The organism is Rhodococcus sp. NJ-530, from assembly GCF_003860625.1.
Lineage (GTDB): Bacteria > Actinomycetota > Actinomycetes > Mycobacteriales > Mycobacteriaceae > Rhodococcus_F > Rhodococcus_F qingshengii.
Map to the genome: position 1 here is coordinate 6,313,755 of NZ_CP034152.1, position 13,426 is coordinate 6,327,180.

13 protein-coding genes and 1 pseudogene are annotated in these 13,426 nt (G+C 62.5%); 7 read left to right on the top strand and 7 right to left on the bottom strand.

Annotated features, from left to right (window positions below):
- Positions 1-23 precede the first annotated feature (23 nt).
- The 6 genes and pseudogenes from EHW12_RS36075 to EHW12_RS29525 form a co-directional block, all read left to right on the top strand.
- A pseudogene (locus EHW12_RS36075) lies at positions 24-263 on the top strand (nitrile hydratase subunit beta); the annotation flags it as partial.
- 149 nt (positions 264-412) lie between these two features.
- On the top strand, positions 413-661 hold the full coding sequence (locus EHW12_RS36080; RefSeq protein ID WP_346774222.1) for an SH3-like domain-containing protein: 249 nt from the start codon (positions 413-415) through the stop codon (positions 659-661).
- A gap of 98 nt (positions 662-759) precedes the next feature.
- Positions 760-1,959 (top strand): zinc metallochaperone GTPase ZigA, encoded by a 1,200-nt coding sequence (gene zigA, locus EHW12_RS29510; RefSeq protein ID WP_042450649.1) that lies wholly within the window; start codon positions 760-762, stop codon positions 1,957-1,959.
- Between the two features lie 31 nt (positions 1,960-1,990).
- Entirely contained in the window at positions 1,991-2,905 is a 915-nt protein-coding gene (locus EHW12_RS29515) for an SMP-30/gluconolactonase/LRE family protein (RefSeq protein WP_042450651.1), read from the top strand.
- A 151-nt stretch (positions 2,906-3,056) separates the two neighbouring features.
- Positions 3,057-4,874: an ABC transporter substrate-binding protein/permease gene (locus tag EHW12_RS29520; protein WP_003946057.1), complete on the top strand. Its 1,818-nt coding sequence runs from the start codon at positions 3,057-3,059 to the stop codon at positions 4,872-4,874.
- Between the two features lie 4 nt (positions 4,875-4,878).
- Positions 4,879-5,625 (top strand): amino acid ABC transporter ATP-binding protein, encoded by a 747-nt coding sequence (locus tag EHW12_RS29525; protein ID WP_003946070.1) that lies wholly within the window; start codon positions 4,879-4,881, stop codon positions 5,623-5,625.
- Here EHW12_RS29525 and EHW12_RS29530 read toward each other — a convergent pair.
- The 7 genes from EHW12_RS29530 to EHW12_RS29560 all read right to left on the bottom strand — a co-directional run bounded on the left by EHW12_RS29530 (position 5,611) and on the right by EHW12_RS29560 (position 11,095).
- Entirely contained in the window at positions 5,611-6,792 is a 1,182-nt protein-coding gene (locus EHW12_RS29530) for a DUF6596 domain-containing protein (protein WP_042450653.1), read from the bottom strand. The genes EHW12_RS29525 and EHW12_RS29530 overlap by 15 nt on opposite strands.
- Positions 6,793-6,800: 8 nt before the next feature.
- Positions 6,801-7,208: a YciI family protein gene (locus tag EHW12_RS29535; protein WP_003945999.1), complete on the bottom strand. Its 408-nt coding sequence runs from the start codon at positions 7,206-7,208 to the stop codon at positions 6,801-6,803.
- 152 nt (positions 7,209-7,360) lie between these two features.
- Positions 7,361-7,975 carry a response regulator transcription factor gene (locus EHW12_RS29540; RefSeq protein WP_003946002.1) on the bottom strand — a complete coding sequence of 205 codons (615 nt, stop codon included), beginning with the start codon at positions 7,973-7,975 and terminating at the stop codon, positions 7,361-7,363.
- A complete protein-coding gene (locus EHW12_RS29545; RefSeq protein WP_007735262.1) occupies positions 7,972-9,114 on the bottom strand; it encodes a histidine kinase in 1,143 nt (380 codons plus the stop codon). Before EHW12_RS29545 ends, EHW12_RS29540 begins: the two co-directional genes overlap by 4 nt.
- A 21-nt stretch (positions 9,115-9,135) precedes the next feature.
- Positions 9,136-9,927, bottom strand: coding sequence for an ABC transporter permease (locus EHW12_RS29550; protein ID WP_003946064.1), 792 nt, complete (start codon positions 9,925-9,927; stop codon positions 9,136-9,138).
- On the bottom strand, positions 9,924-10,862 hold the full coding sequence (locus EHW12_RS29555; protein ID WP_003945975.1) for an ABC transporter ATP-binding protein: 939 nt from the start codon (positions 10,860-10,862) through the stop codon (positions 9,924-9,926). Before EHW12_RS29555 ends, EHW12_RS29550 begins: the two co-directional genes overlap by 4 nt.
- Complete coding sequence (locus EHW12_RS29560) at positions 10,859-11,095, bottom strand: hypothetical protein (protein WP_230793183.1); 237 nt, start codon at positions 11,093-11,095, stop codon at positions 10,859-10,861. The genes EHW12_RS29555 and EHW12_RS29560 overlap by 4 nt, the downstream gene beginning before the upstream one ends.
- 234 nt (positions 11,096-11,329) lie before the next feature.
- Between EHW12_RS29560 and EHW12_RS29565 the strand changes: the two genes are divergently transcribed.
- The gene (locus EHW12_RS29565; protein WP_042450656.1) at positions 11,330-13,411 is read left to right on the top strand and encodes a PhoX family phosphatase; all 2,082 of its coding nucleotides are present in this window, start codon (positions 11,330-11,332) and stop codon (positions 13,409-13,411) included.
- Positions 13,412-13,426: the final 15 nt, after the last annotated feature.

Genomic DNA, 13,426 nt, shown 5'->3' on the forward strand with positions numbered 1-13,426 from the left:
CCCCGACAAGAAAGAAGCACACCATGGATGGAGTACACGATCTTGCCGGAGTTCAAGGCTTCGGCAAAGTCCCGCATACCGTCAACGCCGACATCGGCCCCACCTTCCACGCCGAGTGGGAACACCTGCCGTACAGCCTGATGTTCGCCGGTGTCGCCGAACTCGGGGCATTCAGCGTCGACGAAGTTCGATACGTCGTCGAGCGGATGGAACCACGCCACTACATGATGACCCCGTACTACGAGAGGTACGTCATCGGCGTCGCGACACTGATGGTCGAAAAGGGAATCCTGACGCAGGAAGAACTCGAAAGCCTTGCAGGGGACCGTTCCCACTGTCGCGGCCCAGCGAATCCGAAGGGCGTCCGGCACCCGTCGAGACGACCACCTTCGAAATCGGTCAGCGAGTACGCGTGCGCGACGAGTACGTTCCGGGGCATATTCGAATGCCTGCGTACTGCCGCGGACGAGTGGGAACCATCTCTCATCGGACTAGCGAGAAGTGGCCGTTTCCCGACGCAATTGGCCACGGGCGCAACGACGCCGGCGAAGAACCGACGTACCACGTGAAGTTCGCCGCCGAGGAATTGTTCGGTAGCGACACCGACGGCGGCAGCGTCGTAGTCGACCTTTTCGAGGGTTACCTCGAGCCTGCGGCCTGATCGTCCAACATTCCGGGCGGCGGTCACGCGATCACAGCGTTTCGCGTGACCGCCGCCTGATCACAGCAATTCTCTCATTCGGAAGGACACTGGAAATCATGGTCGACACACGACTTCCGGTCACGGTGCTGTCAGGTTTCCTGGGCGCCGGGAAGACGACACTACTCAACGAGATCCTGCGAAATCGAGAGGGTCGGCGGGTCGCGGTGATCGTCAACGACATGAGCGAAATCAACATCGACAGTGCAGAAGTCGAGCGTGAGATCTCGCTCAGTCGCTCCGAAGAGAAACTGGTCGAGATGACCAACGGCTGCATCTGCTGCACCCTGCGAGAGGATCTTCTCTCCGAGATCAGTGCCTTGGCCGCCGATGGCCGATTCGACTACCTACTCATCGAATCTTCGGGCATCTCCGAACCGCTGCCCGTCGCAGAGACGTTCACATTCATCGATACCGACGGCCACGCCCTCGCCGACGTCGCCCGACTCGACACCATGGTCACCGTCGTCGACGGCCACAGTTTTCTGCGCGACTACACGGCTGGGGGCCGCGTCGAAGCCGATGCCCCGGAAGACGAACGAGACATCGCGGATCTGCTTGTCGATCAGATCGAATTTGCCGACGTCATCCTGGTGAGCAAGGCCGATCTCGTCTCGCACCAGCACCTGGTCGAATTGACCGCAGTCCTGCGCTCTTTGAACGCATCCGCTGCGATAGTTCCGATGACGCTCGGTCGCATCCCACTCGACACGATTCTCGACACCGGTTTGTTCTCACTCGAAAAGGCTGCACAGGCCCCCGGATGGTTACAAGAACTCCAAGGTGAACACATCCCCGAAACCGAAGAGTACGGAATTAGTTCGGTGGTGTACCGCGAGCGCGCACCCTTCCACCCCCAACGGCTGCATGATTTCCTCAGCAGCGAGTGGACCAACGGAAAGTTACTTCGGGCCAAGGGCTACTACTGGAATGCCGGCCGGTTCACCGAGATCGGGAGTATTTCTCAGGCCGGTCATCTCATTCGCCACGGATACGTCGGCCGTTGGTGGAAGTTTCTACCCCGTGACGAGTGGCCGGCCGACGATTACCGTCGTGACGGAATCCTCGACAAGTGGGAAGAACCCGTCGGAGACTGCCGACAAGAACTCGTCTTCATCGGCCAATCCATCGACCCGTCTCGACTGCACCGAGAACTCGACGCGTGTCTACTCACCACAGCCGAGATCGAACTCGGGCCAGACGTGTGGACCACCTGGAGCGACCCCCTGGGCGTCGGCTATACCGACCAGACCGTTTGATATTGGTCCGGTTTGCCGTAAGTTGTGCGCAATGGGGGTATCACGCAACCGAACTCGGGCGTTGTTGATCGTCGCGGCGATCGCAGCCGGGACCGTGGCTGCGGCGACGCCGGCGGAGGCAACCTGGACAACCGCGCCGATGTGCGGCGAGTGGCGGGTCGAAACCGTAGCGCAAGGGTTGGAACAGCTCGAAAACCTCGAGCCCGATGACAACGGCGGGTTCTACCTCTCCGGCGAGTCGAAGATCTATCACGTCGACGCCGCAGGACAGGTACGAACTGTCCTCGACGACATGGCTGCCCCTGGCGGTTTGCAACTCGACGGTTCGAGGCTGTCCTTCCTCACCAGACAGGACGGCAAGCTGTTGCACCTGGACACCTCGACGGATCAGCTGTCCGCACCCGTCGACTTCGCGGGCAACGGCCTGCTCCGGCTTCCCGACGGCGATCTGCTGACCACGTGGGTCGGAACAGAAGGAGGTCCGCCAAAGGGCGTCTCGCGCTATCTGCACGACTCCGGAGCCGTCGTTCCCAATTGGTCGACAGTGCCGCGTTCGGAGGGACTCGCGCTCAGTCCGGATCATCGAGCCGTGTACACCGATGACCTGTTCACCGGTCAGATCATTCGAGTGCCCTTGGATACCCCTGACGCGTGGACAGTTGTAGCGACGGTCCCGAGCCTGATACCCGGACTCGACGATCTGACCATGTCGCAGGATGGAATGCTCTACGCCGCTGCTCACGTCGAAGGCTCGATCTATCGCGTACACCCTGAAACCGGCACTTCCTGCGTCGTCGCTTCGGGTCTGTCGAATGGGTGGAACGGGCCGAGTTCAGTGCGTATAGGACAGGACGGCGACGGCTGGGCGCTCTACGTCACCGGCTTCGACGGAACGCTGCGTCGCCTGGTACCTCCGTCGGGCGTCGAACTCGCACCCGTCCGCTGACGCCGATCTCTTCGGCACGAGATTCCCCGACCTGGCGATACTTAAAATCACGCTGATTTGAAGGCATGCCCGCAGCGCAACGGCCCCTTGTCCGAAAACTGTCAACAGTTCTACACGGAGAAATGGCTACCCTTAGGTTTACGCTGCACGCATGTTTTCTTCCGTCGCAGCGAAGATCCGCCTGGTGGTGGCACTGCTCCTCACTGCCCTCCTGGCGCTGACTCTGTCATCGTGCTCGAGTGGCTCGGATTCGTCGGCAGCCCCCACAGACCTGTGTGCACCTCCAGGAGTGGGAGCTGCAACCGCGGCGCCCACCAATCTGGACGCGGCAGCGGGTGCGGGCGCCGAAGACCGCTACACCACGGCCACCGTCACCCCGGTCGATCAGATCGACACCTCGAAGCTGAATCTGATCAAACCCGGGGTCATCACGGTCGGCACGCTCGGTGACGCGCCCCCGAGCATCTGCGTCAACTCCGAGAATCAGTACACCGGATACGACAACGAGCTGCTGAAGGCCGTCGCGGACAAGCTGGGCCTGAAGGTCGAGTTCGTCGGCACCGAGTTCGCCGGGCTTCTCGCCCAGGTTGCCGGTCGACGCTTCGACGTCGGCTCGTCGTCCATCACCACCACGGACGACCGTCGCAACACCGTCGGCTTCACCAACGGTTACGACTTCGGATACTTCTCCCTCGTCGTGCCTAACGGCAGCCCGATCACCGGCTTCGGAGACCTGGACGCATCAAAGCGCATCGGCGTCGTACAGGGAACCGTGCAGGACGACTACGTCGTGAACACGCTCAAGCTCGATCCCGTGAAGTTTCCCGACTACGCCACGGCGTACGCGAACCTCAAGTCCGGACAGATCGACGCCTGGGTAGCTCCGTCTCAGCAGGCCGAAGGTGCAATCGCTCCCGGTGATCCGACCTCGATCATCCAGAACACCTTCTCGGTCAACAACTTCGTCGGCTGGGCGGTGAACAAGGAAAACCAGCCCCTGATCGACGCCCTCAACTCCGGCCTCGACGCAGTCATCGACGACGGAACCTGGTCTCAGCTGTACGCCGACTGGGTACCGCGCCAACTCCCTGAAGGCTGGAAGCCCGGATCCAAGGCCGCGGCCACTCCGGAACTGCCCGACTTCGCAGCCATTGCCGCGGAAAACGCAGCAAACGGCGACGGTGGCGATACCGCGTCGTACCAACCGAAGTCGACGCTCGAACAGCTCAAGGACACGTTCTTCGACTGGGATCTGTACAAGAAGGCATTCCCCGATCTCCTCAAGACCGGTCTTCCCAACACCCTGATCCTTGCGCTCGCGTCCGGCATCATCGGCACGATCCTCGGCATGCTGCTCGCTGTCGCCGGTATCTCGCGCACCCGTTGGCTGCGCTGGCCGGCCCGCGTCTACACCGACATCTTCCGTGGCCTGCCCGCAGTCGTCATCATCTTGATCATCGGGCTCGGCGTCGGACCGATCGTCAAGGGAATCACCGGTAGCAATCCGTACTGGCTCGGTGTCGCGGCGCTGTCACTGCTCGCGTCGGCATACATCGGTGAGATCTTCAGATCCGGAATCCAGAGCGTCGAGTCCGGACAGCTCGAGGCTTCACGTGCCCTCGGTTTCAGCTACCGAAAGTCCATGTCGCTGGTCGTCATCCCGCAGGGTGTACGACGCGTTCTGCCGGCGTTGATGAACCAGTTCATCTCGCTGATCAAGGACTCGTCGCTGATCTACTTCCTCGGTCTGCTCGTCACCCAGCGGGAACTCTTTGCCGTCGGACGTGATCTCAACGCCCAGACCGGCAGCCTGTCCCCGCTCGTTGCGGCAGGCTTGTTCTACCTTGCTCTGACCATCCCGCTGACGCACCTCGTCAACTACATCGACAACCGACTCCGGACCGGACGCGCCGACACTTCAGGCACGTTGGATCCGCTCGAGCAGGCCATCGTCGTGGAAAGGGGCTGAAGACATGACCACCAGCTCTGAACTGAAGTCCGTATCGCTCACCGGCAAGGACCTGCATCTGTCCTTCGGCACCAACAAGGTGCTTCGCGGCGTCAACCTGCACGTCGACGCCGGAAACACCGTCACCGTCATCGGGCCCTCCGGTTCGGGCAAGTCGACGCTCCTGCGCGTGCTGAACCGTCTGCACGAGCCCGAGCAGGGTGACGTGCTGCTCGACGGGAAGTCCGTCCTGAAGGACAACCCCGACGAGCTACGCCAGCGGATCGGCATGGTGTTCCAGCACTTCAACCTGTTCCCACACAAGACCGTCGCCGAGAACATCGCACTCGGGCCGAACAAGCTCAAGGGTTTGTCGAAGGAGCAAGCTCGGGCGCTCGCGCTCGAGCAGCTGGATCTGGTGGGGCTCAGGGAGAAGGCCGACTCGCGGCCCGGCAACCTTTCGGGTGGTCAGCAGCAGCGCGTCGCCATTGCCCGCGCCCTGGCGATGAAGCCCGAGGTCATGTTCTTCGACGAGGCGACATCAGCTCTCGACCCCGAACTGGTCAAGGGTGTTCTGGCATTGATGGCCGATCTCGCGAAGTCCGGCATGACCATGGTCGTCGTGACGCACGAAATGGGTTTCGCGCGTTCCGTTTCCGACAAGGTGCTGTTCATGGATCGCGGCGCCGTTGTCGAAACCGGTACTCCGGAACAGCTTTTCGACGATCCCGAGACAGATCGACTGCAGGCGTTCCTGTCACAGGTTCTCTAACCCAGGACGCTTCAGAGATCGACGGGCGTTGATCCTCGACGCCTGAAGCATCAGATGGTCACGTTCGGCGAGGTTGGATGCCTTGTGCGCTGCATCGGCATACAACCTCGCCGCCGTCTCCAGGTCTCCGTCGCGTTCACGCAGATAGGCCTCGACTGCGGCATGGCGTGGAAGTGAATCGTCCAGCGCTGCAAGAGCTGCCAATCCGGCGCGTGGTCCGTCTGCCTCGCCGACGGCCACCGCTCGGTTGAGCCGGACGATCGGGCTGTCGGTCAAGGCTGCGAGTTCGTCGTACCACTCCACGATCTGCACCCAGTCGGTCTCGTCTGCTGTGAGAGCGTCGGCATGGAGTGCAGCAATGGCGGCCTGGGCCTGGAACTCACCGAGCCGGTCGCGGGCGAGAGCTGACTGGAGGATTGCGACTCCTTCGGCAATCGAATCGGTGTCCCACCGGCTGCGATCCTGCTCGGCTAGCGGAACCAGACTGCCGTCCGCGGCAGTTCGCGCGGCTCGACGAGCGTGATGGAGCAGCATCAGTGCGAGCAACCCTGCGACTTCGGGGTGATCGATCGCGGCCGCCAACTGCCGGGTGAGCCGGATGGCCTCGGCAGCCAGGTCGACGTCGCCGGAGTACCCCTCGTTGAAGACCAGATAGAGGACACGCAGGACGGTGGCGACATCGCCGGGTTGCTCGAACCGGACGCCGGAGACCGTGCGCTTGGCTCGGCTGATGCGCTGAGCCATAGTCGCCTCGGGCACCAGGTAGGCCCGCGCAATCTGGCGGGTGGTCAGCCCGCCGACAGCGCGCAGCGTGAGTGCGACGGCGGACGACGGCGTCAACGACGGGTGCGCGCACAAAAAGTAGAGCTGGAGTGTGTCGTCCACGCCCGGCACCGACCCGCTGACCGGCCGCTCGCCTGGCTGCTCGTCAACCAGAAACTCCCGCTTGCGACGAGCCGCATCCGACCGGATCCCGTCGAGGAACCGCCGCCAGGCCACCGTGACCAGCCAGCCCTTCGGGTCCCGCGGCGGGTTGTCCGACCAGGTCCTGACCGCCTCGAGCAGAGCGTCCTGCACGGCGTCCTCGGCCGACGCGAAATCTGCTCCGCGGCGGACGAGGATGCCGAGCACGCTCGGAGTCAGACTCCGAAGCAGGGCGTCGTCCATGACAGGTTTCAGTCCGTGATGGTCGGCGGCTCGGTCAGGAACGGGCGCAGTTCGAGCCATTCGTGAATCGGCTTCCCGCCTGCGCCGGGCGCGGCCGAGAGCTCGCCGGCCAATTGGACGGCACGGTCGTAGTTGTCGACGTCGATCACCATCCAGCCGGCAATGAGGTCCTTGGTTTCCGCGAACGGACCGTCGGTGACCGGCGGGCGACCCTCACCGTCGTACCGGACAAAGGTGCCCTCAGGAGCGAGAGCCTGACCGTCGACGAACTCGCCCGCCTTCTCGAGCCGATCCGCGAAGTCCTGCATGTACTTCACGTGGGCAGTGATCTCGTCCGGCGTCCACTGGTCCATCGGCACGTCGTTGACTGCAGCCGGAGCGCCGCGGTAGTGCTTGAGCAGCAAGTACTTGGCCATCGTGAATCTCCTCTGTGTCGGTGCCACCCATTCTGGTCGCACTTCACTACAGGGACGAAGCAAGTCGGGGATTCTCGACATCGCGGGGCCTTCGGCCCTGTGCGCCTTTTTGGTAGTGCCCGCAACCAGAAAGGCGCACGGGGCCGAGGGCCCTAAATCCACCCCTGCCGGCGGGCGATCACCGCTGCTTCGTGCCGGTTGGCTGCACCGAGTTTGGTGACAGCTGACGACAGATAGTTCCGGGTGGTTCCTGCCGAGAGGTGTGCCCGGGAAGCGATCTGCTCGATGGATGCTCCGTCGGCCGCGTACTCGAGTACGTCCGCTTCGCGCGGAGTAAGCGGTGAGTCGCCGGCGCCGATCGCCTCGGCAGCCAACGACGGATCGACGTACCGCCCGCCCGCGTGGACGCTGCGGACCACCTCGGCGAGCGTCGCCGCAGGCGTCGTCTTCGGCAGAAATCCTCGGACGCCTGCTGACAGTGCCTTCTTCAGATACCCGGGACGCCCGTGGCTCGTCACGATGATCGAGACGCACCCCGAGACCGTCTGCGCAATCTGTTGCGCCGTCTCGATGCCGTCGATACCTGCCATTTGAAGGTCGAGCACGGCTACGTCAGGTTGATGTTTTGCAGCAGCGACCACGGCATCCTCGCCGGATTCGGCTTCCGCGACGACAACTATGTCGTCCTCGAGCGACAACATCATGGCCAGAGCCGAGCGGATCAGGTTCTCGTCGTCGGCCAGCAGTACCTTGATCGGCTCGGTCACCGAGACTCCTTCGTTCGGGACGGAAAGTGGGCGGTGAGGGTGAAGCGATCTTCGTCCTGCACGGTTTCGACAATTCCTCCGACGGCGCCGACGCGCTCGCGCAATCCGTTCAGGCCGGTTCCGTTGTTCGGCTCTGCGATCCGTGCGCCGTCGTTGGCGATCACGACGCCGTCCGCGAACACTTCGATGCTGCAATTCTCGGCACTGGAGTGCCGGAGAATGTTGGTGACGCCTTCACGGACGACCCAGGCGGCAGCTTCGGCCAGTTCCACCGGCAGCTGATCTGCCGATCCACGTATCGCAGTGGAGATTCCGGCGGCCTCGAGCAGAGACTGCGCACCGGCCAGCTCGGACGCCAAGGCGATGGACCGGTATCCCCGAACCAACTCGCGCGCTTCGTCGAGTGAATCTTGCGCAAGTTCGCGTACTTCGTCCATCTGCGCGGCGGCACGATCGTCGCCGCGTCGTGAAAGAGTAGCTGCAAGTTCACTTTTCACCGCAATTGCAGACAGTGCCCGCCCGACGACGTCATGGAGATCGCGTGAAAATCGCAACCGTTCCTCGGCGACGGACAGAGCGGCAGCGGCTCCGCGTGCCTCGTCCAATTCGGTGACCATCCGCAGCAGCCACACCGACATGTAGACGGTCAGCCCCATGAAGGCGGCGACGATTCCGACGGACACGCCGCTTTCCGGACCCGCAAGCAGTCCCAGTACAACCCCGGCGGCCACCGAGCCCACGATCAGCCAGCGCAACGACGTCAACCCCGCAAGGGGCACGACAAGGATTGCCGCCAGCCAGAAGTACGGGCCGTTCTCGCCATTGCTTCCCAAGGCAATTCCCGCCGAGCAGAACGCCGACAACGTCATCACGGCAAGAGGAATCTGGACGGGCTTGGCCACGACTCCGCCCAGATCAGGCATCCGAGACACGGCGATGACGCACGCAACGGCACTGATTCCGAGGAAGACACCCGACAGGTACCGATCCGCAACTATCTCGGTGACCGCACCGAAGCCACCGAAAACCACTGCGACCATGATGAACGATTGCCGCGTGTAGAGGCGAACCTTGTCGACGTTCGACGCGGTTCGCCACGTCCGTCTCGGATTCCAGCGTCCGAAGTTCTGCGCGATCATGCCCACTACCTTCTCAGAGTTCTACGAACGCGGTTCCCAGCGGAAGTGGACGTTCGCGATCAGAACCGAACCGACGATCCACGCCAGCATGACCAACAGCGGTTGCGCAGCCGAACCGAAGGTGTCGACAAATCCCGCTGCCGCACCGGGCGCATCGCCCAGATCAGCCAGTTCGCCAGTGGTCCGCCCCAGCCATCCGAGATTGAGAAGGTCCACTACTGCGGCCAGCGGAGTGAAATCGAGAATGCGAGCAACGTTGTCCGGCACGACATTCCTGATCGAGGACATACCTGCCGTCGCCAGAATCAGAATCGGCATGCAGGTGATCTGCGCCGCCTCTGCATTTCGCGTGACAGCCGAAGTGATCAACGCCAGCGCCGTGAAGAGCGCGGCGCCGCCGATCACCGCGACCAGCACCAGGACCGGATTGACCGGAGCACTACCGCCCAGAACCATCACGGCGATTCCGATCACCACCGTCAACAGGCCGGTGAGAACCCACGACGGCACTGCCGGGCCCGCGAGGATCTCGGCGTCGCTGCATTCCCCTGTCCGTAGTCGCTTGAGAACCAACTCGTCACGACGCGTCGCGTACACCGACAGGAGGTTGTAGAAGACCACGAACACGAGCAGGAAGAGTGCAAACACCTCGAGGCCTGCCGACACCGACTTGTCGGACAACCCGCCATCGCGCGACAGGTACAGCATCCCCACGGGAAAGATCAACGGGAGGACGATTGCGTTGAAGAGCAACAGTCGATTTCGTCCCAGGAGCGTGAACTCCGAACGAGACAGGGTTGCTATGCGGTTCATGCCGACGCTCCTTCGAGAGTTGCGTGATGATCGAATTGGTCTGCAATGGAGAGGAATACGGTCTCCAGGGATGCCGCGCGGGCATCCAGGCCGGTCAGCAGGATGTTGTTGTGCTGTGCCCACAGCAGCAGTTCCGTCAGCGTCTCCTGCACTGTGCGAGTGGTGATCACCACCAGATCGTTTTCGACGCGTACCTCGGCGCCGGCCAGGGCCGGGAGCGGAAGACCGGGACGGTGCAGTTTGATCTGGGCAGGATGATCCGCGACGACGTCCGCCACGGTTCCGCTGCGCACCACCGATCCTCGGTGCATGATCGCCAACTGGTCGCACAGGGACTCGGCTTCGTCCAGGTAATGCGTCGTCAACATGATGGTGACGCCCGACGCTTTCAAGTCAGCGATCAATTGCCAAGTGTTACGTCGACTTTCGGGATCCAAACCAGTAGTCGGCTCGTCGAGAAACAGGACGAGTGGCCGGCCGATGATCGCGCACGCCAGATCCAGTCGCCGCGCCTCACCTCCCGAGAGGAACTTCACGCGGGTATCACCACGGTCACGCATGTCCACGCGCTCGAGCACCTCGTCCACGGGCAGCGGATTCGAGCAGGTTCCGGCCCACATCGCCAAACTCTCACGAGCAGTCAGGTCTTGGGGCAAGCCACCCTTCTGGAGCATGATGCCAAGCGACGGGCGAATCTGCTTGCGGTTGCGCACCGGATCCATGCCCAGAACGCGCACCGTTCCGGCACTGGCTCGTGAAAGACCCTGAATCACTTCGAGGGTGGATGTCTTGCCGGCACCATTGGTTCCGAGGAGGCCGAACAGCTCGCCTTCCTGAACACTCAGATCCAGATTGCGAACAGCATCGAACGCCTCCTTACCGGAGCCGTAACGCCGCGACATTCCGACTACGTCGATCACGGGATCGCCCTTCATCGCTGCGCCTCCGCTTGGTTCCAGCCGCGCAGTCCGATCGCGAATCGAATACCCGCATAGACAGCGAGAGCGGCAACAAGGATCCAGAACACCGGATTGGAGCCGATGATCGCGAACACCACTCCGACGATCGCGATGTTCACCACGATCACTACAAGTTCGCGGCCCATCGTGGGTGCGGGTCCGATGTCCATCAGGTCCGTCAGGAGGCTTCCCTCATGTGGTTCTCTCATGCATCCAAGCTTCGCGGGAAGTCAGAGCCGAAAACAGTGCACAGCGTCATCACCTGCGGTGACACCGTCACGGATCAGCGATGACAAATGTCATGCGACGTCCCCGCGGGGACGCGTCGTAAACCGCGGGTAAGGGTCACCTCGTTGTTTTGCCGTTCATTTTTACGTTCCTTTACCCTTGCTTCGAGCTTCTACGGTTCCCGAAGTCCGTACATCGAATCTCGGGAGTTCACGGTGGCTATCAAGCCTTTGGCCTTGTTCGTCAAACACGACGGCGTGTCTGCACGCGCGTCGATCACCTGCCAGTACAAGTGCGGAAACGCGTGCTCTCACGAGGTCCCCAACACCTCGGGCGGCGAGTACTTCCGCGACATCGCACGCACAGCGCTGAGTCGTCGCGGCTTGCTCCGGGGCAGCGGCATGGCAGTGCTCGCGGTGGGAGCGGGCAGCGCCCTCGTCGCGTGTTCGGACGAATCCGCAAGTGCGGAACCGGGAACCGGTTCGACGAGCGGCAGCAGCAGCGGATCGACACCAGCGGGGACGAACTTCGGCGCCGTCGCGCCCAACAAGGAAGACAAGGTCACCGTCCCTGACGGATACGATCAAGCCGTCGTGATTCGCTGGGGTGACGCCGTTCTCGCCGGCGCCCCGGCTTTCGACTTCGACAAGCAGACTGCGGCAGCGCAGGAACTGCAGTTCGGATTCAACAACGACTTCGCCGGATTGCTCCCGGTCGACGGGCAGCCCAACACCTACCTACTCGTGGTCAATCACGAATACTCCACCGAGCCGGCGATGTTCCGCGGCTACGATGCGGAGAACCCGACCGAGGAGCAGTTCAAGATCGGCCTCGCCAGCCACGGACTGTCGGTCGTCCAGGTCAAGGGCGAATCCGACAACGGCAAGCTCGTACCGGAGATCGGATCGAACAACCGCCGCATCACCGGAACCACGGAATTTGTCGTGACCGGCCCCGCTGCAGGCAGCGACTTCCTCAAGACGAGTGCCGATCCCACGGGAACCAAAGTGCTCGGCACCCTCAACAATTGCGCCGGCGGCGTCACACCTTGGGGCACAGTGCTTTCCGGCGAAGAGAACTTCAACCAGTACTTCGCGAACGCCGAGGGTGTCACCGATCCCACGGTCGCAGCGCGACTGAAGCGCTACGGTCTTGCCGGCGCCGCTTCCGAGCGCAAGTGGGAACGCTTCGACAAGCGGTTCGATCTGGTCGCAGAACCCAACGAGGTCAACCGATTCGGATACGTCGTCGAGATCGATCCCTGGGATCCGTCGTCGACTCCGATCAAGCACACAGCGCTCGGACGTTTCAAGCACGAAGCCGCCACCATTTACATCACGGCGGACGGCACCGTCGTCGCCTACAGCGGCGACGACGAGCGCTTCGACTACATGTACAAGTTCGTCTCCAGCCGAAAGATGCAGGACGGCAAGAGTCAAGCAGCCATGCGCCACAACATGACTCTGCTCGACGCCGGAACACTGTACGTCGCAAAGCTCAGCGGAAACTCCGCCGGCGAGATCGACGGCAGCGGCAAACTTCCGTCGGACGGCAAGTTCGACGGAACCGGCGAGTGGGTAGCCATCCTGCGCACCGGCGAAGACGGCAAGGGCGAATCGCTGGTCGACGGCATGAGTGCCGAAGAGGTCGCCGTCTTCACCCGCCAAGCCGGTGACAAGGTCGGGGCAACGAAGATGGACCGCCCCGAGGACTTCGAGGCAAACCCGAAGAGCGGCAAGGTTTACGTCGCACTGACCAACAACACCAAGCGCGGAGTCGACGGTGGCGCCGCGGCCGACGAGGCGAACCCGCGCAACAACAACAAGAACGGCCAGGTCCTCGAAATCACCGACGACCACGCCGGCACCACCTTCGGCTGGAATCTTCTTCTCGTCTGCGGAGATCCGGCCACAGCCGATACTTACTTCGGCGGGTTCGACAAGAGCAAGGTCAGCCCCATCTCATGCCCGGACAACCTTGCCTTCGACCCGCACGGCAATCTGTGGATCTCCACCGACGGCAACGCACTCAAGTCCAACGACGGACTGTTCAGCGTTGTTCTCGAAGGCGAAAACCGCGGTGAGACAAAGCAGTTCCTCACCGTTCCCGTCGGCGCCGAAACCTGCGGCCCCATCGTGGACGAGAAGCGCGTCATCGTCTGCGTCCAGCACCCCGGCGAGACCGACGACGCCAGCATCGAAAGCCCCGCATCCCATTGGCCAGACGGTGGTTCTTCCCAGCCTCGCCCGTCGGTAGTTGCAGCCTGGAAGAAGGACGGATCTCGGCTCGGCTCGTAACACACATGAAAACGA